This is a genomic window from Kosmotoga olearia TBF 19.5.1 (genome assembly GCF_000023325.1).
GTDB classification, from domain to species: domain Bacteria; phylum Thermotogota; class Thermotogae; order Petrotogales; family Kosmotogaceae; genus Kosmotoga; species Kosmotoga olearia.
In genome coordinates this window covers 1,748,933-1,770,448 of sequence record NC_012785.1, presented here as the reverse complement: position 1 = coordinate 1,770,448, position 21,516 = coordinate 1,748,933, and the positions used below count along the sequence as shown (strand labels likewise).

The following is a 21,516-nucleotide window of genomic DNA, read 5'->3' as shown; positions in this document are numbered from 1 at the left end:
CTATATTACCATTACCTCTCATGCCTGTCAACCCTCTGAAAGAATTTTTTCGGGATTTTCCCAACAAGAAACATAAGCTTAGCGCTGGTGAATCTAATTTTACAAAAAAACTAAGTCTAAAACCTGCTCAAATGCTGAAGCTAAGCTTAACAGGATCTATTTCCTGGAGATCTTCAGGTACTAACAAAGAAATGTTCCAATCGCCTGAAAGGTAGCGCTCAATTACTTCGTTGAGCTTACCGAGACTTAAATAATTTATCTCGCTTATGATTTCTTCCACCGTTTTAGGCTTACCATTGATTATAACCTCATCAAGGTACAAACTCAAAGAGTTCAATGTACTCTCGGTAGCGAGCATGATTTTTCCTTTAAGCCTTTCCTTCCCATACAGGTACTCGTTTTCGGACACACCCTCTTTCGCAAGACGCTCCAATTCAAACCGGACACTATCAACCAGGCGCTGAATATGCCGTTCATTGGTTGAAGCACTGATAAAGAAGGTTCCGAAATCATGATAGGCAACATATTCGGAATCTATGTGGTAAACCATGCCCAATTTTTCCCTTATGTTGTGAAAGAGTACGGAGCTCATGCCACTCCCAAAAAGAACATTGAATATGCGAAAGGCCACAAAATCCTTTGAAAGCCTGGAAGGTGCGGGTTTGGACAAAAGTAAGTGCACCTGATTGAGGTCTTTCTTTGTTTCAAGAGACACGAGCCTTTTAGGTTTCATGTAGCCTTCAATACGTGTTGGAGTACTACCGTTTCGTGAAAAAGAGCGCAGGAGTTCTTCTGCCCTTTCGATTATAGATTCATTAAAATTCCCGGAGATCGCAAAAACCATATGTTCGGCACTATAATATCTGTTGTGAAACTTTCGCAAAGCTTCCGGGGTGATCTTTCTAACTGTTTCAAGACTACCGAGTATTGACCTCCCGTAATTTGGATCCCATATCTCACGAATGGTGTGATCGTAGATCATGTCGAAGGGGTCATCGTGGGTTGCAGCGATCTCTTCTAGAATAACCTCCTTTTCTATCTCGACAGCCTCTTTCGAAAAAGCCGGGTTTTTCACCATATCATAGAGAATTTCAAGAGCCTCTTTTGCATGGGTATCCGGAACGTGAGCGTAAAAAACTGTTGAGATTCTGCCGGTATAGGCATTCAAAGTACCGCCAACTCTTTCGATGGGTTCTTTGATCTCGTAAGCGCTCCTCTTTTTAGTGCCCTTAAAAAGAGCATGTTCTATAAAATGGGAAATTCCACTCAATTGACTATCTTCGTAAGCCGAACCGACTTTAGCCGCAAAAGCAAGTGACACCGTTCTGGTGTCACTCTTCTTTTCAAAGATGATTGTGGATCCGTTATCTAATTTCACGAGTTTAACATTTGCAGTGCTTCTCATTGATTTCTTCCGCCCTCTTTTTTGTGCCCGTTTGGTCTTCTATTGCCGTAGTGTGAAGGTCTGCCGGAGCTCCTTCCACGCGACTTTTTCTGCTCGTCTGTAAGTTCTACACCATATCTCTTCAATTGAATTCTTCCGAGATTATCGATGGCAGTTACCTCAACCTTGAGGTGTGCACCAACATTATTCGTTTTGATAAATTCCTTCATATCTCCACCGAATTTAGAGGAATGGAGAAGACCTGTCTTACCGGGAGCGATTTCTACGAAAATACCGTAAGGTTCTATTCTGGAAATCACGCCATCGAAAACCTGCCCCTCTTTGACATCGGAAATGACAGCGTTGATAACTCCCATGAGTTTTTCAACCTTCTCCGGATCGTTACCTATTATTTTGACCTGGCATTTCACATCATCTATGAATATTCTTGCATCGTAATCGGTGCTCAACTTTTTAACAACCTTTCCACCAGGTCCGATAATCTCGCCGATTTTTTCGTACGGAACAGCCATTACTTTAATTACCGGTGCGTATGGAGAGATCTCCTTTCTCGGCTCCGAAATGGTTTCGTACATGAGATCGAGTATTTTCATCCTAGCTTCTTTTGCCTGATAAAGAGCCTTAAGCATTATCTCTTCTGAAACGCCGGCAACTTTAACGTCCATCTGGAAGGCCGTTATACCGTCGCGAGTTCCCGCGACTTTGAAATCCATATCTCCATAATGGTCCTCGTTACCAAGAATATCCGTAAGAATCACGGTTTCATCCGGCTCCTGAATCAAACCCATTGCCACACCGGCAACATGCCTTTTTATAGGAACACCAGCAGCCATAAGGGCAAGAGAACCGGAGCAGACCGTCGCCATAGACGAGGAACCATTGGATTCCAGAATTTCAGAAACTACCCTGATCGTGTAAGGAAATTCTTCTTCAGGCGGAATCATATTTTTAAGGGCCCTTTCCGCAAGATGGCCATGCCCTATCTCCCTTCTTCCAGGTCCCCTCATTCTTTTGACTTCACCGGTGCTGAAAGGTGGGAAGTTGTAATGAAGCATGAAAGTTTTTGAGCCTTCCTCCAACAGGGTATCGATTATCTGCTCGTCTATCGGTGCCCCAAGTGTGACAGTTGCAAGACTCTGAGTTTCCCCTCTGGTAAACAGAGCAGAACCGTGCGTCCTTGGAAGAATGTCCAGTTCGCATGTTATCGGGCGAATCTCGGTAGTCTTTCTACCGTCCATCCTTAAATTGCGCTCAACAATTGAACGACGCATGAGATGTTTTACTTTTTCTTCATAATGTTCTTTGAGGAAATGCTCGTTTTCGACAAACTCATCTTCAGACCACTTATCTGTAAATTTCTCTTTCATCTCTTCAATGATCGCATTTCTATATTCTTTAAGGGCTCTACCTTTATTTTTCTTTCCTGGTGTGAGCATTCTTTCAATGATTTCCTGATCATCCAAGAGGGATTCGAAAGCTTCTATGAAACCTTCGGGTGGTTCGGGTACTTCCAGTTCCCATTTTTGAACCTCGAACTCCGAAACAATTTCTTCCTGAAATTCAACAAGTTGCTTGATTGCCTCATGAGCTTTCATGAGCGCTTTCAACATGACTTCTTCGGAAACCTCTTTCGCTTCGCCTTCAACCATAGTAACGGCTTCTTTTGTACCGGCAACCACTATATCAAGTTCGCTCTTCTCGAGTTCTTCACTGGTCGGGAAGAATATATACTCGCCGTCAACATAGCCAACCCTGACACCGGCAACCATACCGTCAAATGGAATAGGCGATATGTTCAAGGCTAACGAACTTGCAAATATTCCAATTGTGTCAGGCGGATTATCGGGATCTGCGGAAAGAACCGTCACGATAACCTGAACCTCATTGGACATACCCTTCGGAAACAGCGGCCTGATAGGCCTATCTATCAGCCTCGCTGATAGTATGGCGTTTTCACTTGGTTTCCCCTCTCTCTTAACAAAACCACCGGGAATCTTACCGGCAGCGTAGAATTTCTCCTGAAACTCGACCGTAAGCGGTACAAAACCAGCTTGAGGAAGAGGCTCCTCACTGGCATTTACCGTTGCAAGAATGGCAGAATCTGCAAATCGAACAAAACAGGCACCATGAGACTGCTTCGCCATTTTTCCGTGTTCCACAATGATTTTCCTTCCAAAAAATTCCCTTTCCCAAACACGATAATCGTTCATTTTAACACCTCTTTTTTCCTTTTATCCATCTTTATTATATCAGTTATTCATAAAACAAGTAAAAGAGGGAGCGGCTGTCCGCTCCCCCTTGAGTATTATACTTTTAGCCTCTTAGACCGAGCTTCGCGATAACTTCCTTGTAAACCTCTGGCTTGTTCTGCTTGAGATAGCGAAGCATCTTTCTTCTTCTTCCAACCATCTTCAAAAGGCCCCTTCTAGAATGGAAATCTTTCGGATGGCTCTTAAGATGCTCAGCCACATGTTTGATTCTTGCGGTTAAAATGGCTACCTGTACCTCGATAGAACCTGTGTCCTTGTCGTGAATCTGAAATTCCCTGACGATTTCTTCCTTGTTAACACCCATCTTTATTCCTCCTTACATTTATCCTCATGCTAAGTACGGGCACACCCCACGTACTGAGCAAGGGTCAATTTATTCTATCGTTATTGAAATAAAATGTCAAGGCCATTCTAAGTTCGTTTAATCAACGCCTTTTTGTCGATTTACGCCTGTAAATTGTCGGTAGCAGAGAAAGTGTGAATATCGATGCTGAAACCATGGATACCCACATGAGGATCGAAAGATAACTATGGGTTCTCAAAGGCGAAAACTGGAGTGCCGTTAAACCTATGGCCAATCCAAGAGCATTTGCCATTATGGGACGTGAAGTATCTTTAAATGCTTTCTCAACGGCTTCCTCAGGATCATTATCTTTTCTGTGTTTCAAAAACAGCGATGTGAAATGTATGGCGTAATCTATTCCAACGCCAATTGTGATGCTGGCCATGGTCAACGTTATTATATTCAACGGTATCTGGAAAACTCCCATAGCCGTAAACAGCGTTATAAGAGTTAACCCGATGGGCAGAATTCCATAAATCGAATGAAGGATACTTCTATAGGTTATAAACAGCATAACAAAGACAAAAACGAGTGCCACCAGCAACGATGTAACCTGACTGGGAACAACGCTATCATTCATCTCTTTCATGATAAAGGGCATGCCAATAGCTGTATATGTCGCATCAAAACTGTTCCATGAACTGACTATCTCTTCAATGCCCTCAATGGTTTTATCAGACAGATCAGCCGGGAAAGCCATCATACGGGATAGGTTTTCTTTCCGGATCAGAAAATTCTTTATAGGATTCCCTTTCTGCGAAGTGATCGCTACATAGAGAAGATTGGCAATGCCTATATTTTTTGGATAGGAAGGTTCTTTAAGGTTGTAAATATGCCTGTTCAGATTACTCATAACATCGTAAATCGACACGACTTTTGTAACCAGGCCAGAATCCAAAAGCTCTCTTTCTTTTTCGGCGATTTTCTCGGCAGTTTGAGGGTCTAACTGATCCTTGTTCGTTTTTATGGTAACAAACACCGGGATTACTCCATCATAAACCCTCTGGATTGCCATGAAACTTTTATAAACCTCCGTTCTCTTCTTAAAAATATCCAGCTGATTGAATTCGACCTTCAGCAGGTTTATTCCTGGAATTGATAGAAGCACCACCACGATGGCTATTACAACAATAGGCTTTCCCCAAAGTTTTTTTTAACCAGTTATTTATGCTTCTATGTTTTCCGTGCTTTACTTTAAAGCGAGTAATGTTTAAAGTTACGAGGGGCAAAAACAGCCACGTGGCAATACCTGCAAAGGCAATCCCAAGCGAAGCAAAGATAGCAAGCTCGCCCATAGCACTATTACCCGTTGCCATCAGGGACATGAATCCCCCAATCGTTGTTACGGTAGTCATTATCATGGGAACTCCCACGGCATCAAGAGCCTTCTGCACGGCAGGCTTTCCGGATTTGCCGTCTTCGATCCTGTTCAAAAAATGGGACATGAAGTGCAACCCGTCGGCACTTCCCATGACTATGGTGAATATTGGTGCAAGTATGGTCACAACTGAAATCTGTCGGCCAGACCACCCCATCACTCCCATGGTCCAAAGGGCTCCAAGACCGGCAGGCAATATTGAAAGAAAGGTTGCTTTAATCGATCCCATCTGGAATCTAAAGACCAAAAAAATAAGCGAAATTGCCAGAGGAGGCAAAAAAACTATTATCGATAGTATATAGTCTGAGAGCTTCTTTTGAAGATAAAACTCCCCAGAAGCGTTGAAGTTGAAAGAATGGCTGGCAAAAAGTTCATCTACATCTTTTATAGCCTTTGAATCATCCACTTCCGGCTTGAGAAAGATATTGAACACCGCATAGTGTTTCCCGCTTCTCTCAACAATGGGATTCAATTCTCCCATATCCTTGAGAAAATCCTCCAGAAGCGGCAAATCGCTTTCATCTATTTCACCTATATCAATAAGCCTTAACCCAGAAAAGATTTTTTGGGGTGCTGGTCCCGAAACGCTGGCTATATCTTCTTCTTTCTCAAGAACAGACTGAAGGGATCTGAGTTCTTTGAAAACAGAAACGTCGCCAAAGGGATTTTTCGGAAGTTCCAGCATATATATCAACTGATTGCCTGTTTCAAACTTCTCCACCATGGCTTCGTAATTCCTCTTTGCTTCAGAATCCGATGCCAACAACTCCTTAAAATCCGGATTGATACGAACATGGAAAACTCCTATTATTGCGAGGATATTTACAGCCACAAGAAGTGGTATAAATACCTTCTTTTTCTTCTCAAGTATTTTTACATATGCTTCGAACATAGCAGTCCCCCTTGCTTTAAAAAAAGATAAATACTCTACTGCCAATCAAAGTTTTTGCCTATCAACAACCCTATAAAAGCACATAAAGTTCCCCGGCTCTTTTAAATTTGAGAAATTGCTAAAAGATCATTGCCCATAGTTTTTTGAAAGCCACTCACGGGTTTTTTTCGCTTCTTCTTCTGGGATAATATGAACGCTCATACCCGTTGACAATGCGAGGACATAGATTTGGGCATCCCGTTCTATCTCTTCACAAAGCGCAAAACTTTCTTTCAAACTTTTTCCGACACATAGCAATCCGTGATTCGCAAGAATAACTGCTCTTCTACCTTTAAGAGCTTTAGTGACATTTTCTGCAAGTTCGAGGCTTCCGGTGCGTGCAAACTCCGCTACCGGAACATCCCCTACCATTACCATGGTCTCGTTTATTATCGGCAGCGGTTTGCGAATAAGAGACAAAACCGTGGTATAAACAGAATGAGTATGTACTATCGCTCTAACATCCGGATAGTGTTCGTATATAAGTCCATGCATTCGAACCTCTATCGATGGTTTTTTTGTTCCTTCGATGCGTTCGCCTTTGACATCGATTATGGGTATGTCATCAACGGTTAATTCTTCGTATGGCATTCCACTGGGAGTAATCGCAAAAAGACTTGTATTACCTATCCTAACACTTATATTTCCTGACGTACCGACAACATGGTTTGAGTTAAGTATCTTTCTGCCGTATTCAACAATTTCTTTTTTGTATTCTTCGTACACTTCTGACTCCTCCTTTTTGTTTTTTGCTGTTCTTTCATATTTTCCCACAAACAACCCGTAAATTGAAATTCATGATAACACTTCGAACATAACAAAGAATTCCGGAGTCAAAAACTCGTGAAAGGCCAAATGACATTAAGGCGGGTGATGGATATGAACAAAACAAAAACACTCTTCTATTTTGTTGCGAAAGGAAAGGCAGCACTGGACGTTAAAGGAACCTTTGAGTACGTTGAAGAACTGAAAAACGTCAAACGTTTCGACGACTATGAAAAAGCTGAGAAATTTGCGCAGAAGCTCACCAAAAAAGGTTATAAACACGCCAGAAGCAGTCGTTATCGTCTGGTGCTCTATCATCCAAAAACAGGGGAGTGTGTGGTAGTAGACGAAGCTGCCGAAAGTGTTATAAAAACCACCAAAGAAATAAACGACGATTCGCTTTTGAGATTCAACGGTGAATCTCCTTTACTGGAAAACACAATAATCAGAAACACCGTCGGTCTGGAAAGCAATGGAGATTTTGTTATCGAAGATGTTGAAGAACGCTAAATTCGGATAAACTTAGCCTTTGTAATTTAAGAAAGCAGGAGAGCGATTGCACTCCCCTGCTTTTCTTTTCTTAGAATTATCCACTTCATACCATCATGAAATCCTTAGAATTTGTTTCTTTCTATCTCTTCATATCTTCAGTTGAGAATTCTCCGATAGGAAATTCAACCGGTTTCCCTTCCTTGGCAGATTTGTATATCCCAAGAATTATCTCTACAGCTTTTTTTCCATCTTCTCCAGAAACATAGGGTTTCCTGTCTTCAACAATTGCTTCAACAAAATCTTCAAAAAGAGGTACGTGTCCATTGCCATAAACAGTCTCCGGATCGGGTAATCTCATAAAGGGGTGTTCTTCCTCGTTTGGAAATCTCCATGTCTGGATTCTGTTAACGGCAAGTCCTCCTATTACAACCGTCCCGGTTTCGCCAAATACTGACAGCGTTTCTTCAAGATTTCTTGGATACACATTTGCGGTTCCTTCAATTATTCCAACCGTACCATTATCAAATTCAACAATAGCCACGCCAAAATCCTCTGCTTCTATATAATCGTGGTTGTAATTCCTGGTAACAGCGTAAATACGCTTTACATTCCCGCCGAGCATCCACTGCAAAAGATCTATGTTATGGGAACATTGATTCATGAGAGTTCCACCGTCCATTTTCCACGTACCTCGCCAGGATGCCTGCTCGTAATACGCCCTGTTTCTATTCCAGAGAATTCGGGCAGTAGCATTGAAAATTATCCCAAAGGCACCGCTTTCAATTTTTTTCCTTAATTCCTGTATAGGAGGATTGAATCTATTTTGAAAACACACTCCAAGTTTTAGCCGTTTCTCACTGGCTAAAGAAATCATCTCGTCCATATGCTTGGTACTCAAAGCCATTGGTTTTTCAACGAGGACATGTTTTCCGGCAGAAAGAAAATCCACGGTTATACGATAATGATTCCCGCTCTCTGTGGCAATGGTCACAAAATCGATATCTTTATCAAGTAATTCAGAATAGTCAGTAATAACTTGTGGTTTGTAAGTACGTTGTGGGTTGTGGGTTGTGGGTTGTACGTATTCGTTTTCATGTAACCCACAACGTTTCTTATACTCTTCTGCTGCTTTTTCAGCTTTTTCCTTCACAATATCACATACCGCGACGAGCTCTATTTTATCAGCATTACCAGCAAACGCCTCAATATGCTTTTTCGTCCCGATACGCCCACAACCGATTAATGCGGCACGTAACCTCACCGAAACACCTCCTTTGAACGAGAACCGAGAATCCGAGAGCCCGAGAATTATCAGACTTTCCTTTGTATAGAACCAATTAGTTTCTGAAGCATTAATCTGACCTTCTCAGAAAAATCTAATAAATTGTCATGCTCTTCTGGAAAAATATAGCCTAAACGATTTGCTATTTCAATTTGGGTTCTTAACTCCATCAAAGATCCCCTAGCATTGTACAAGAAATGTAAATATTCCCTTGAATATCTTCTACCGTTGCCTTCGGCGATATTTGATGGAATAGATACCGCTGCTCGTCGCATTTGTGAAGTAAGTCCAAATCTTTCCTCCTCAGGAAATTTCTTTGTAATACTATAAATCTCCTCAACAAAATCTAACGCGACCTCATAAAGCTCCATATCAGAAAAAGCCAAGGAAATCATCCTTCCCATTAAATTTCATCTCGGATTCTCGCCTTCTCGGACTCTCGAACAATGTACTTACAGTACTTCCACATTCTCTCCACTGATTCCCAGGGTTTTCAGGATATTCTTTGTATCGAATATCAGCTTGGCATTGTCAACAACAAGCTTGTAATCAACTTTATGTTTATGAGCAGTGGTGATAATAACTGCATCAGCCTCTTTAATGAGCTCGGCAGTGAGTTTTGCGGTTTTTATTATTTCACCGTTCCATCTAAACTCACTCACATAAGGATCAACAACGGTAACATCAGCTAAATTTCTTTCTAAATGTCCAAGGACCTTAAGGGCTGGGGATTCTCTCATATCGTCTATATCACCTTTGTAAGCGATACCCAGCATTACAATCTTCGCACCATTCATGCATTTTTTCTGTTCATTCAGGAGTTTCATAAGCCTGTCAACAACATATTCAGGCATGAAGTCATTTATCTCTCCTGCCAGTTCTATAAGGCGGGTATGATAATTGTACTTTCGGGCAATATAGGTAAGGTAGAAAGGATCGATGGGAATACAATGTCCCCCAACTCCCGGACCAGGATAAAAAGGCATAAAACCAAAGGGTTTGGTGGAAGCTGCATTCACAACCTCCCATATATTTATTCCCATCTTGTTCGCAACAATCGCCATCTCGTTTATTAGAGCTATGTTCACTATTCTGAAAGTATTTTCAAGGATCTTCGTCATTTCAGCTTCTTTTGGCGAAGAAACTACAAAAACCTCAGCATCAAGTACAGACTCGTACAGGAGTTTCGCTACTTCTGTTGATTTTTCACCTATCCCTCCAACAACTTTCGGGGTATTCTTGGTTTTGTATCTGATATTTCCTGGATCAACTCTTTCAGGACTAAAAGCAAGATAAAAATCCTCACCGCATTTCAAACCGGTTTCTTCAAGGATGGGTTTCATGACTTCTTCGGTAGTTCCCGGATACGTTGTTGATTCGAGAACAACCAACATATCTTTGTGAAGCCTTTTAGCCACTTCTTTTGTGGAATTCACAACATAAGTCAAATCTGGTTGTTTGTATTTGTCCAAAGGTGTTGGAACACATATTGCAACCACATCACAGTTTTTCAATTCATCGAAATCAGTCGTAGCTCTAAGCATTCCATCTTTGACAATCTGTTCGAGATCTTCATTTACAACATCACCGATGTAATTTTCTCCTCTGTTTACCATGTCAACCTTTTTTTGCTGAATATCAAATCCAATGACCTTAAATCCAGCTTTTGCTTTTTCCACGGCCAGAGGCAGCCCTACATATCCCAGGCCAATAACACCTACCACAGCCTCTTTATTGAGAATCTTCTCTTTCAGCATGTTCTTCCCTCCCTTATATTTCGTTGTTGGTTGTACGTTGTGCGTTGTACGAAAAAACATCGAGAGCCGAGAAGGCGAGAATCCGGTAAGCACGCTAAGCGTGGGTAAGCTTGGCTTCGCCAAGGGTGAGCACTCCTTCGGAGTAGGTGAAAAACTGTCATTCTGGAGATGTTTAATCCAGAATCTTGTTTTCTTAAGCACGAGATCCTGAATCAAGTTCAGGATGACAAGCCAAATTTGTGTGGCTGTAATGAATTGCTGTTTTTCATTGTCGGGAAGCAGTTCATACCTACGCGCCAACGTGCTAATCCACGACAAAGTCGTGCTTACCCCAGTGCAGCTGGGCACACCCACGCGAAGCGTGCTTTCCCGCCGCGTAGCGGCCATCTCGGATTCTCGGTTCTCGCAGCTCTTTCTATACCCTGCACCCAAGACCCTAGACCCGATCTTCTATAATCTCGGTCTCTCGGGTCTCGGATTCTCGTTATTATTCATAATATTCCTGATTTTCAAGCAACTGTTCTTCTGGAACGTCTTTAAAATATCTTGCTGGCACACCAACATAAATTTTTCTTGGTTCAAGATCTCGTGTAACAACACTTCCAGCAGCTACAAGGGCATCTTCACCTATCTCTATTCCAGGCAAGATGGTGGCATTGGCACCGATTCTTGCTCCTTTTCTCAGAACAGGTCCCTTGAAATATTTTTTTCTCTCTTCTGTTCTACCGAGAAAGTTATCATTGGTAAAAGTAACTTCCGGTGCAATGAAACAGTAATCTTCTATGGTTGAAAAAGCTGTAATATATGCCTCCGTTTCAATCTTTACCCTTTTTCCTATTTTTGTACCATTTTCAACACTTACGCCTTTCCCCACAATCGTTTTATCACCTATTTCAACATCCTCTCTTATGGTTGCAAGATCTCCAACAAAACAGTTTTTCCCAAGTTTTGCCCCTCTGTATATAACACAACCGGCACCGATTATCGAACCTTTGCCAATCACCAGAGGAGGCAATTCCTTCACTGAAGTAGTGGCACTCGTACTCGCTTTAAATGGTTCTTTACCCAAAACTGTATTATCTCCGATCGTCACGTTGTCCTCGATTATCGTTCCCCTTCTAATCACCACATTATGACCTATTGTACAGTTATTACCTATTTCAACTTCTTCCTCGATGACAACGTTTTTTCCCAACGAGATATTTTTTTTCATAATATCACCCCTTGAAAAAGTCCTCTATCGTCTGAACCACATATTCGATTTCCTGTTTTTGAAGTTCTGGAAAAATCGGAAGGGCTATAGCTTCTTTGGAAGCTCTTTCCGTCTCAGGTAAAGAACCTTCTGGAATATTCAGATATGCAAAACACTTTTGCTGATGAAGACCCATGGGATAATACACCGAAGTTCCTATGCCTCTTTCTCTCAAGAACTCTCTTAGAGCATCTCTTTGACCGTTTCCAACTCTAATAACATACTGGTGAAAAACGTGGGAATTATCCGAAGGAACGGAGGGGATCTTTATAAAAATCCGAGAGTCCGAGAGTCCGAGAGTCCGAGAAAAAGAATTACTGAACTCTCGTGTTCTGTGATTCTCAGATTCTCGGTTCTTCCTCTCTCGGTTCTCGGTTCTCGGTTCTCGAACAACTAACGCTTTTCTGCCGAATTCTTCCCCATACCACTTCGCAATTTTTCTTCTCTTCTCGATGTATTCACCAAGATACTTTAATTTAACCCTTAGTACAGCTGCCTGTATTTCGTCAAGCCTGGAATTTATTCCAACAACGTCGTGGTGGTATTTGACCTTCGAGCCATGCACTCTGAATTTTCTGCAGAATTCTGCTATTTCATCATTGTTTGTAATGATCATTCCGCCATCGCCGTAAGCCCCAAGATTCTTCGTAGGAAAGAAAGAAAAGATTGCGGCATCTCCTACTGAACCACTTTTCTTTACAGTACCATCAGAATATGTCCATGTAGATCCTATAGACTGGGCGCAGTCCTCAAGTATTTTGATTCCATACTTTTGCCTGATATATTCCAATCTTTCCAGATTGACAGTTTGGCCAAACAAATGTACAGGAATCAACGCCTTGATTTTTTCCCTCTGGGGATGAGAATTGAGAATCTCTTCCACCAGATCAAGGTTAATATTAAAAGTTTCAGGATCGATATCTGCGAAGATAGGAGTAGCCCCATTACGCGTTATACAACTTGCCGTAGCAAAAAAGGTATATGGTGTCGTTATGACATAATCTCCTTCACCAATTCCAAGGGCTTTAAGGGCGATATAAAGGGCGTCTGAGCCATTAGCAACACCAATTCCATGCCTTACTCCAGCAAATTCTGCAATTTCCTCTTCAAGTTTTCGCACGTTTTCTCCAAGAATCACTCTTCCAGAACTTATCACGCTGTCGATTGCTTCCAGGATTTCACGCCTTAGTTTTTCATACTGTCTTATGATATCAAACAGCGGTACTTTCATTTGTACTCCCTCCATTTATTCGTCTTATAGAAACCGTTCCAGAGCTGGAAATTTCAAAGACCATAATATTCTTCATGCCATTTCTAATAGCATTCTTTGAAATAGTATCAGCATGTTTAAAAGAAGCCACTATGATTCCATCGTATTCTAATTTTGATACTTCCTCTGGAGAGTACACCTTCAGGTCATGAAAGAAACTGCCCTGCTTGAAAAGTGAATCGTCCACGAATCCAACAAGTACAAATCCTTCGGTTCTCAAAACATCTACAAGAATGCTGCCTATTATTCCAGCCCCATAAAGAAGGAGCCGTTCATAACCTTCATCTTTCAATTTATCGAGTACTTCACCAAAGGTTTCTCGAGACTGCACATACAATTTTGCAACTTCACGAAGATACGAAATGGTAAGAAATTGCAGTCTGAATCTTCCTTTTTCTGTGAGGATATATTGCATCTTTCTCCTGTTTTCTCCTTCTTTCACTATGTATTCCTGTTCCTCGAAGTCCTTAATGTATCTATTAATCATTGAAGGAACAACTCCTGCAACAGCCGCCAGGCGTTCTTGTGAGATGCTGGGAGTTTCCGCAATAGCTTTTAAGATACTCATTTCACGAAAGTTTGGTGATGGGTTAAAAAAGGAGAATTCCCCTATGTTCATACTCTCACCTCGTTTAATCATTCACTGAGTGAATTATAACAAAAAAATTGTTCCTGCCAAAGCAAAAAACAACGAAGTGATAAGAAAGAAGAGTCAATCTATGTTCTAAAAAAGTCCAAAAAAGAAGTTTATGAAAGAATCAGAATGAATTTACTGTATAGCTCTTCTTCGTTTTTCTGAAGAAGTTTCATGTAGATAAGGTTCTTTTTTTATATTTCCTTTTCAATGACTTATTACTTAATCACTTTTTCGGTCTCAGTAACTTGCTAAATGTTTTTCTTATGATAAACGTTGTTATATCCCAAGTAGACCAGATTGTAAGAATCGCAAAAGCAAAATTGCCAAAAATTATGTATATCAAATCATTAGTCAACGCTTTAATCAACAGTGAGGTAATGATAATGGTTCCACAACTCACTATAAGCGTTATTATTCTTTTCCAAGGCAAAAAGGAAATTCCTTCCTTTCTAACCAACAATATCCAGATAGTTGTATTTATAAAAGTTACAATCGATGTACTACCAGTAATGCCGCCTACTCCAAATGGTTTAATTAACAACCAATCAAAAAAAACATTAGTCAACACTGAAAGCACCGTCAAATAAGTGGCAAATTTTATTTTCCCTTGAATAAGGAAATATTGTCTTGAGAGTAGCCCAATTGGTAATATTATTGTTCTAGCACTATATCCTATCAAAGCTATTACAACTATCGATGTTGATTCATTCGTAAAATTTCCATGCTCGTAAATCAGCTTAATTAAAGGCTCCCCCATGAACGTTATCCACAACACTATTGGAATAGAAAGACTGAGAAGCGTGTGCGTTGTTTTCTTCATTCTTTCTTCAGCTTTTGCAAAATCTTTTCTTACCAAAAACTCTGATAATTCGGTTTGAGTTGTAGTCATAAAACTCATTAAAAAAACCCCAGATACTATTCCAAGAAGAGCATCAGCATATTGCATACCGGATACACGCCCTGACGGCAAGAATGAAACAAATGCCTTATCAACTATATTGTTAATTTGACCTAGACCGTTGGATAGGATAAGAGGAAATGTGAGAACAAGAGTATTTCTTATATCGTCTGAAAATAATCTGAGATGAGGCTGGATTTGTCCAATTGAAAAAAGGAGTAGTACTAAGCTAACAACTAAGTTTCCAATAACCCATGCAAGTATATATGAAGCTTCGTTAAAGTAAGGAGCAGTAAAATAGATAACCGGAATAGAAACTATATTGAAAAAGAGCTGGGCCAACGTATATTGCAAAAATCGCCTTTCTGCCCGGAGGATGCCTGAAAGTATTTGCTGAATACCCATTATTAGAGGAAGCACGGACAAGCCTTTTAACTTTCTTGCTGAGTATTCAACAATTTTTCGGGAAAATCCCGGAGCAAAAAGCTTTATAAACTGCTCTGAAAAGAAATATAGAAGGATACCTGAAACTAAAAACAAAAGGCCAAAAATAACTATGATAGCCCAGGCATAGTGCTTTGCTTCCTCAATGCTGGCATCTTTAATTTTTATATATTTGGGGATGAAAACTGTTATTAAACCAGCAGATATTACTCCAGATATTATCTGGACAGGAGTAAGAGCAATCATTACTGCATCCAATCGCCATGAAGTTCCAAAAAGATCAGCTACAAGTACTTCTCGAAAGAATCCAAGTACTTTGGAAATTAATGTGAAAAATGTTATATATATAGCACCAGCCGCTACTGACTGAACATATTTCTTACTCAAATGCTAATCCCCTTCGTTGTATACTTAAACATGATGTTGTTTCTTTAAATAATCTCTGATAAATCGTTGAATATCCGCTTTAGCTTCAAGAGCAATATTGTGATTATAACTAACATCTTCATTAACCAATCGCCGGAATTCATCATTGTTTTCCAACATTTCTTGAATCATCTTCAAAAGAGAATCAGGATTAAAAGGTTTCTGCCAAAGTTTGGTTCCTCTAGGTAACATTCTATGAACATTTACAAGTTTTGGTTCTATCTCAACAGCTATACCAGGGATTCCAAAAATTGCCGGTAATATCACTCCATGTGCTCTAGCAGAAACAACGAGCATATTTTGTTCAGCAATTTGTTCAACGAACCTTGCAGGTTTCTGATTTGTCTCAGGATCCCAAACTTTCACGTTAAACCCTTGATTATCAACAAACTCAATGATTTCTCTATCATAATATTTACTGAAAAAATAAAAAATGCTCTTAATGTTTTGGGTGTTAAGTTTCTTTGCTACTTTCAACATTGGCTTCAAATAAGATTGACCAATTTCATCATGTGGCCAATATCGTGGAATAAAGGCTATTGATCGCTCAATATTTGAAAATTTTATTTCATTCGCTGGTATATTAGCATCTCTCCAGAATTCGTAAAGAAATGCTGGATCAGTAAATTGTTTTACGTTGCGAATTCCCCAAGCTTTGCAAATAGCAAAACTGTTACTATCTCGAACTGAAACGTAAGAACTTTTCATTAACATATTTCTTGCTTCTTCTTGTTGAGGACTATTTTCAACAAAAGGCCCAACTCCAACACAAAAAATAGCAGTATCAACTGATTTTGTTAGCCAATGCTTTCGAATCTTTCCTAGCCTGTTTTTTAAAGCGGAAAGAACTTTTCTTCCATGAACTAATTTGCGCACTCCTAATCCTTTCTTTGTTTTTTCAATGTTCCAAGAGAGCGGAAACGAATAAAATTGTCCTCCTCCTCCAAGCACTTTCAACACTGGGGCTTTCTTCAATTCGAAATGGTTTAATAAAGTAACCCCGGAAAGCCAATTCTTTACTATCTCAGGCTTAGAAAGTTCTATTACTATTTCGCAATCACGGCAACATTCAAGAAGAACTTTAGAAGAAACAATCATTAAAATATCATCCCCAAGATTTCCAGGTCCATATTTCCCTTCTAATAAAATCACTGGTTTGTTCTTTTTCAAAATGTCTTCCTCCTTGAAAAGACAAATAAATTCAGATTTTTTGCAAGATCTTTTCGTAGAATTCTAATATCTTACTTGAGTGTTTTATATAGGAATGATTTTCTACTACGTAGTTCCGCGCGTTACTTGAAAGTCTTTCAACAAATTCATTTGAATTTTTCAATATCAAAATTGCCCTTGCTATTTCCTCTGGATTTTTTTGTTCAACTAAAATTCCATTGATTTGATCTTTTATAACCTCAGCCATACCACCAATATTACTACATATAACAGGTTTTCCGCTAGCCATGCCCTCTAGCATAGCAAGAGAAGTTGCTTCTTCTACACCATCCGATGTTATCGATGGAATCAAAATAACATCCGCCGCTTTGTAGTAATTTACTATTTGATTATGATCTATAACATCATAAACCGTACTTCTATCGTCATTTTCAAGTTCTGATAACAAGTTTTCTTTTTCAGGTCCACCACCTGCAAAAATCATATGAATATCCCTATCTTTTATCCAGCGCAATGCTCTTGCGGCAAATACTACTCCGTTCTTTTTAACAAAACGCCTCGGAACCAGAACAATAAACTTGTTTTGAGGGAGTTTTAGAATCTGACGAATTCTATGAACTTCATTTTTTGTAACGGGGCAAAATGTATCAGTGTCAACCGCATTGTACATAACCAATATCTTATCATCTGGGCACCCAAGCTCTTCTATAAGGTATATTTTTATTCTACTGTCCACTGCAATAATTCCTTTACTTTCTTCCACAGCCTTGCGTTCATAATCCATCGCTAAAGAGAAAACCTTTTTTCTCTCAGTCTCAGAATACGCACCATAGTTTATTACTTCTCTCGCGAAGTACCCATGTACAGTTAAAACTAGTGTGTTAGTCTTTTTAGAAACTGCTACTCCCGAAACTACATCGTGGGCATGCACAATATCAAATTTTCTAAATTCCTTATTACGATACCATTTTTCTATATCCAACATTTTTTTCTTAAAGGCATATACCTTCCCAAACAAACGCCAAGTGTACCATTTGAACCTGGAAGGCAGGACATAGTAGTCAGTATTAACGTTATGTCCTAACTGTTTTAATCCCTTCTCAAGTAGTAATTGATGTATGTGTTTACCACCTCTTCCAACAAGATATGGATTATCCATTGATACTAAAGCTATATCCATAACCTCACCTCTAAATTAGAATCTAAAGTTGGCAACCTCACAATATATCTCAATTTCTCTTCTAACCATGGACTTCCAACTGAATTTTACAGCCCTTCGCCTTAGTTTATTAGGCGATACAGAATTTTTTAAAACATATATGACCCTTTTTGCAAAACGGTTTTCAAAATTCGGACCTTCCGTGACTATCATATCATTGTCTCCAATAGCCTCAGGTATTCCTCCGTTACTACTACCAACAACAGGTACACCACAAGCCTGAGCTTCAAGAACAACACACGGCCATCCTTCATTTCTGCTTGGCAATATCATAACGTCCATAGCGTTCATATAAATAGGGACTCTCTCAGGTTTTATTCTACCGGTAAAAGTGATCTGAAGATCTTTGGTTCTTTTCTCTATATCTCTTTTAAGATACCCATCACCAACAACAATAAAATGGATATTTGGAATACTTCTGGATATATCATGAAATATTTCTGGTAGTTTATCTGCCCGCTTTATAGGTATCAGATTACCAACAAAACCAACATATTTATAGTCTTTTTGATAAATGTTTAATTTTTTTCTAGCCTTAGTTTTATCTACTGGTTTAAAAATATCAGTATCTATTCCATTGGGTATAACAACTGATTTTCTACCGCTATAACCTTTTTTTATTGCGTCTTTGCGAAGATATTCACTAACAAATATAGCCTTTGATGAATTTTCCAAAATATCTATTATGAGCTTTAGAAAATCGTTTTCAGCTGAGTGAATTTCACTGCCATGAGATGTAACTATATAAGGTATTTTATATTTCTCGCTGAGTAGAAAAGCGGCGTGACCCTCCGGAAAAGCTCTATGTGCGTGAATCAGGTTGTAATCACTTACCTTAAAATTCTGTTCCAATGTCTTCATCATTTCTTCAGCATATTTGATCCATGCTTTTGTTTTTCCTTTTATCATTTCATATCTTGTTACGGTTTTAAGAGGAACCTGAAAAACTTTGAATTTCTTATGCTCCACTTCCAGAAAATCAGTTAATTCGATCCTTGGAATCTTTTTAAGTCTTTTGACAAAAGAAATTAGTGAAGTATCAAAAGTCGATATTGGTGCAAAATCAAAATCCATTCTTTTTTCTTTCAACAAGTATTCCAATCTTTTTTTCACAAATATTCCACTTGAAGGAGCATTTGGTTTTGGAAACATTTCTGAAAATATTAATATTTTCATACTCAACCTCAAATCACTTTGATTATGATGTGCTTCGGAAAAACAACAAATTTTGACATTGGAAACATTACCATTTTACTGTCTAGTACTTTTTATAAATTCTATAAAAAAACTGTTATGATCATTCTTATCATTGCAGGATGTTAATAGTCTCTGATTTTATTTCTGATGACGCAATATTATCTCAGCTATTTTCTTTCCTGCGTCACCTTGACCATAAAATTGTTCGAAAGGACATTTATTTAAAGAACTTTCCAGCGCTTTCTGAACTATTAACTCTTTTTGGGTATCAGCCAGATAGTTCCAATTAGCTTCTACAAGTTCAATCCACCCTGTATCCGGCATTAACACTATTGCCGAAACACCTGCGAAGTACGCTTCCTTCTGTAATCCACCGCTGTCTGTTATCACCTTCAAAGAATTTGTCAACAGAGCTACAAGCTCGTGATAAGGTACTGGATCTATTACTCTGGTCTTTCCCAACAAATTCCACAGATTTTTCTGATTTATAACCTTTTTCGTTCTAGGATGCATGGGAAAAACAACAGGAATTTCACGGGATATTTCTCCCAATGCCGTTAGGATATTTCTTAATCGTTCTTCGTTATCTGTGTTGAAGTCTCTATGGACAGTGGCAAGGATATAATTTTTTCTCTGTAATCTATACTTTTTGAGAACTTTTTGAACGTCTATACTATCTTTTACCTTCAGAAAAAGATCATACATAACGTCTCCAACAAAATACACACCTTTGGATATCCCTTCTGATTTGAGATTATCAACCGCTCTTTTTGTTGGGCAAAATAAAAATCTGGAGATATGATCAGTAACTACCCGATTTATTTCTTCAGGCATATCTTTGGGTTCCTGCCTTAAACCAGCTTCGACATGAGCAACAGAGATTTTTAGTTTTGCCCCTACAAGAGCACCAGCTATGGTAGCGTTAGTATCTCCATACACAATCAATACATCGGGTTTTTCTTTAATCACAACCTCTTCAAGCCTGATCATTGTCGTCCCGGTTTGATATGCGTGGGTACCAGAACCCACAGAAAGGTAATAATCAGGCTTTTTCAGTTTGAGATACTTGAAAAAAACATCAGACATATTTACGTCGTAATGCTGACCTGTATGAACAAGAATTTCACGCATTCCAAGTGCCCTTAATTGCTCTCCCACTACTGCCTCTTTGATAAATTGTGGACGCGCTCCGATAACTGAAAGAACCTTCACTGTTATCTCTTCCTTTCTTAGGAATCTATAACTCTCATGATAAAATCGATAAATTCTCTTTCTTTCTTTTCATTCCAAACATAATGGTCTTGCTTTCGACTTATGTTTAATAGAAGTTTTTCATATTCCACTTTACTTTCCCAAAAGGCTGTAATTTTTTCCGCACTTTCTTTTGGATTATCTCGATCTATTACAACACCGATTCCGTCATTTTCAATTAATTCTCTCATACCCAAAAAATCTTTATCGAGTATCACCGGTGTTCCCGCAGCTATCGAATCAAAGAACTTATTTGGCATGGAATACACGTATTTGTTCAAGTAATTTCCTTTCTTATTTCTACAACTATACGAGACTATTGAAAATGCTGCATTAGAAATTCTTTCTATCATCTTCTCATATTTCAAAAAGGGGAGCTTCTTTATTTCGAAAGGAGCCTTTATATCAGTGCCAATGGAAACAATCGAAAATCCTTTGGAATTTAATATTTCAAATATTTTCAATTCATTTTCTATTTTTCTTTCCGTAGTCCCAGCAAAAATCACTTCTTTTTGTCTTTTGATTTGGTTAATTGGTGGAATTTTAAGATTCCCGTAATTTGGAAAGTTAAAAGCCTTCAAATCAGGTTTCCATTCTTTAGCATCTTCCAAGAATTTCTTTGAAACGAAAACAGTTCCGTCTGACTTCATTATCATATGTCTGTATAGCTTTTGTCCCAACCACATTTTTATAGATCTAGGAATTTGTTCAACTCCAAAAAGATATTCCTCTGGAACATATTCATGAAAATCGGTAATTATTTTTACGTTCTTTCTGGAAAGCAATCGAAAAATAGCCAAGGGTTTTACGGTAGCAAAGTGGTGTATATAAGCAAGGTCAAATGACAATTTATCAACAATTCTCAAAACCTCTCTTTCGTACTTGTACCTGTTCACAAACTCCTTAAAGGGGTTTGTACACAGTTTGTGGTAAACTGGCAAATATTCAATGTTTCCCTCTGTGTAAGATTTTTCACTTGCATCCTCTGTCCAATAAATGTATAGTACTTTGAAGTGTCTCGAAAAAGCCTTTACCGTCCTAAAAACCCTTTTATCCATTTTCTTATGAAGATATCCTACAACAACTATCTGCATAACTAACCTCCAGGGCATTTGTGGTGCCACCTAAT

The 21,516-nt window shown here is 39.1% G+C and carries 19 protein-coding genes; 1 reads left to right on the top strand and 18 read right to left on the bottom strand.

Annotated elements, in window-relative coordinates; translation table 11 throughout:
• Positions 1 to 127: 127 nt before the first annotated feature.
• From KOLE_RS08305 to KOLE_RS08285, 6 genes are all read right to left on the bottom strand, one after another.
• Entirely contained in the window at positions 128 to 1,405 is a 1,278-nt protein-coding gene (locus KOLE_RS08305; RefSeq protein ID WP_015868981.1) for a M16 family metallopeptidase, read from the bottom strand.
• Entirely contained in the window at positions 1,402 to 3,615 is a 2,214-nt protein-coding gene (locus KOLE_RS08300; RefSeq protein ID WP_015868980.1) for a polyribonucleotide nucleotidyltransferase, read from the bottom strand. The genes KOLE_RS08305 and KOLE_RS08300 overlap by 4 nt, the downstream gene beginning before the upstream one ends.
• 103 nt (positions 3,616 to 3,718) lie before the next feature.
• On the bottom strand, positions 3,719 to 3,979 hold the full coding sequence (gene rpsO, locus KOLE_RS08295) for a 30S ribosomal protein S15 (protein WP_015868979.1): 261 nt from the start codon (positions 3,977 to 3,979) through the stop codon (positions 3,719 to 3,721).
• Between the two features lie 121 nt (positions 3,980 to 4,100).
• Entirely contained in the window at positions 4,101 to 5,033 is a 933-nt protein-coding gene (locus KOLE_RS11240) for an efflux RND transporter permease subunit (protein ID WP_049753272.1), read from the bottom strand.
• Positions 5,034 to 5,061: 28 nt separating this feature from the next.
• Entirely contained in the window at positions 5,062 to 6,288 is a 1,227-nt protein-coding gene (locus tag KOLE_RS11235) for an MMPL family transporter (RefSeq protein ID WP_049753271.1), read from the bottom strand.
• 126 nt (positions 6,289 to 6,414) lie between these two features.
• Positions 6,415 to 7,053: a class II aldolase/adducin family protein gene (locus tag KOLE_RS08285; protein ID WP_015868978.1), complete on the bottom strand. Its 639-nt coding sequence runs from the start codon at positions 7,051 to 7,053 to the stop codon at positions 6,415 to 6,417.
• A gap of 153 nt (positions 7,054 to 7,206) precedes the next feature.
• On the opposite strand from KOLE_RS08285, the gene KOLE_RS08280 reads away from it, so the two are divergent.
• Positions 7,207 to 7,602 carry a hypothetical protein gene (locus KOLE_RS08280; RefSeq protein WP_015868977.1) on the top strand — a complete coding sequence of 132 codons (396 nt, stop codon included), beginning with the start codon at positions 7,207 to 7,209 and terminating at the stop codon, positions 7,600 to 7,602.
• Positions 7,603 to 7,723: 121 nt separating this feature from the next.
• Here KOLE_RS08280 and KOLE_RS08275 read toward each other — a convergent pair whose 3' ends face one another.
• The 12 genes from KOLE_RS08275 to KOLE_RS08220 all read right to left on the bottom strand — a co-directional run bounded on the left by KOLE_RS08275 (position 7,724) and on the right by KOLE_RS08220 (position 21,481).
• Complete coding sequence (locus KOLE_RS08275; RefSeq protein WP_015868976.1) at positions 7,724 to 8,845, bottom strand: Gfo/Idh/MocA family protein; 1,122 nt, start codon at positions 8,843 to 8,845, stop codon at positions 7,724 to 7,726.
• A 50-nt stretch (positions 8,846 to 8,895) separates the two neighbouring features.
• Positions 8,896 to 9,261 carry a four helix bundle protein gene (locus tag KOLE_RS08270; protein ID WP_237697561.1) on the bottom strand — a complete coding sequence of 122 codons (366 nt, stop codon included), beginning with the start codon at positions 9,259 to 9,261 and terminating at the stop codon, positions 8,896 to 8,898.
• A 57-nt stretch (positions 9,262 to 9,318) separates the two neighbouring features.
• Positions 9,319 to 10,623 (bottom strand): nucleotide sugar dehydrogenase, encoded by a 1,305-nt coding sequence (locus KOLE_RS08265; protein ID WP_015868974.1) that lies wholly within the window; start codon positions 10,621 to 10,623, stop codon positions 9,319 to 9,321.
• A 487-nt stretch (positions 10,624 to 11,110) separates the two neighbouring features.
• A complete protein-coding gene (locus tag KOLE_RS08260; RefSeq protein ID WP_015868973.1) occupies positions 11,111 to 11,836 on the bottom strand; it encodes an acyltransferase in 726 nt (241 codons plus the stop codon).
• Between the two features lie 4 nt (positions 11,837 to 11,840).
• Positions 11,841 to 13,106, bottom strand: coding sequence for a DegT/DnrJ/EryC1/StrS family aminotransferase (locus KOLE_RS08255; protein ID WP_015868972.1), 1,266 nt, complete (start codon positions 13,104 to 13,106; stop codon positions 11,841 to 11,843).
• Positions 13,087 to 13,764 (bottom strand): MarR family winged helix-turn-helix transcriptional regulator, encoded by a 678-nt coding sequence (locus KOLE_RS08250; RefSeq protein WP_015868971.1) that lies wholly within the window; start codon positions 13,762 to 13,764, stop codon positions 13,087 to 13,089. Before KOLE_RS08250 ends, KOLE_RS08255 begins: the two co-directional genes overlap by 20 nt.
• Before the next feature lie 241 nt (positions 13,765 to 14,005).
• Complete coding sequence (murJ, locus tag KOLE_RS08245; protein WP_015868970.1) at positions 14,006 to 15,511, bottom strand: murein biosynthesis integral membrane protein MurJ; 1,506 nt, start codon at positions 15,509 to 15,511, stop codon at positions 14,006 to 14,008.
• A gap of 24 nt (positions 15,512 to 15,535) precedes the next feature.
• Positions 15,536 to 16,720, bottom strand: a complete 1,185-nt coding sequence (locus KOLE_RS08240; protein ID WP_015868969.1) for a polysaccharide pyruvyl transferase family protein — start codon at positions 16,718 to 16,720, stop codon at positions 15,536 to 15,538.
• Positions 16,721 to 16,751: 31 nt separating this feature from the next.
• Positions 16,752 to 17,900, bottom strand: a complete 1,149-nt coding sequence (locus KOLE_RS08235) for a glycosyltransferase family 4 protein (protein ID WP_015868968.1) — start codon at positions 17,898 to 17,900, stop codon at positions 16,752 to 16,754.
• Between the two features lie 15 nt (positions 17,901 to 17,915).
• Positions 17,916 to 19,115, bottom strand: a complete 1,200-nt coding sequence (locus KOLE_RS08230; RefSeq protein WP_015868967.1) for a glycosyltransferase — start codon at positions 19,113 to 19,115, stop codon at positions 17,916 to 17,918.
• Between the two features lie 159 nt (positions 19,116 to 19,274).
• Positions 19,275 to 20,348 carry a non-hydrolyzing UDP-N-acetylglucosamine 2-epimerase gene (gene wecB, locus KOLE_RS08225; protein WP_015868966.1) on the bottom strand — a complete coding sequence of 358 codons (1,074 nt, stop codon included), beginning with the start codon at positions 20,346 to 20,348 and terminating at the stop codon, positions 19,275 to 19,277.
• A 17-nt stretch (positions 20,349 to 20,365) separates the two neighbouring features.
• Positions 20,366 to 21,481: a glycosyltransferase gene (locus tag KOLE_RS08220; RefSeq protein ID WP_015868965.1), complete on the bottom strand. Its 1,116-nt coding sequence runs from the start codon at positions 21,479 to 21,481 to the stop codon at positions 20,366 to 20,368.
• Positions 21,482 to 21,516: the final 35 nt, after the last annotated feature.

Excerpts from the sequence above, each read along its gene's own strand:
- KOLE_RS08230 (WP_015868967.1), bottom strand. The coding sequence starts at position 19,115 with ATGAAAATATTAATATTTTCAGAAATGTTTCCAAAACCAAATGCTCCT.
- KOLE_RS08255 (WP_015868972.1), bottom strand. The coding sequence starts at position 13,106 with ATGAAAGTACCGCTGTTTGATATCATAAGACAGTATGAAAAACTAAGG.
- rpsO (WP_015868979.1), bottom strand. The coding sequence starts at position 3,979 with ATGGGTGTTAACAAGGAAGAAATCGTCAGGGAATTTCAGATTCACGAC.
- KOLE_RS11240 (WP_049753272.1), bottom strand. The coding sequence starts at position 5,033 with ATGGCAATCCAGAGGGTTTATGATGGAGTAATCCCGGTGTTTGTTACC.
- KOLE_RS08270 (WP_237697561.1), bottom strand. The coding sequence starts at position 9,261 with ATGATTTCCTTGGCTTTTTCTGATATGGAGCTTTATGAGGTCGCGTTA.
- KOLE_RS08260 (WP_015868973.1), bottom strand. The coding sequence starts at position 11,836 with ATGAAAAAAAATATCTCGTTGGGAAAAAACGTTGTCATCGAGGAAGAA.
- KOLE_RS08220 (WP_015868965.1), bottom strand. The coding sequence starts at position 21,481 with ATGCAGATAGTTGTTGTAGGATATCTTCATAAGAAAATGGATAAAAGG.
- KOLE_RS11235 (WP_049753271.1), bottom strand. The coding sequence starts at position 6,288 with ATGTTCGAAGCATATGTAAAAATACTTGAGAAGAAAAAGAAGGTATTT.
- KOLE_RS08280 (WP_015868977.1), top strand. The coding sequence starts at position 7,207 with ATGAACAAAACAAAAACACTCTTCTATTTTGTTGCGAAAGGAAAGGCA.
- KOLE_RS08235 (WP_015868968.1), bottom strand. The coding sequence starts at position 17,900 with ATGGATATAGCTTTAGTATCAATGGATAATCCATATCTTGTTGGAAGA.
- KOLE_RS08300 (WP_015868980.1), bottom strand. The coding sequence starts at position 3,615 with ATGAACGATTATCGTGTTTGGGAAAGGGAATTTTTTGGAAGGAAAATC.
- KOLE_RS08265 (WP_015868974.1), bottom strand. The coding sequence starts at position 10,623 with ATGCTGAAAGAGAAGATTCTCAATAAAGAGGCTGTGGTAGGTGTTATT.
- KOLE_RS08305 (WP_015868981.1), bottom strand. The coding sequence starts at position 1,405 with ATGAGAAGCACTGCAAATGTTAAACTCGTGAAATTAGATAACGGATCC.
- KOLE_RS08250 (WP_015868971.1), bottom strand. The coding sequence starts at position 13,764 with ATGAACATAGGGGAATTCTCCTTTTTTAACCCATCACCAAACTTTCGT.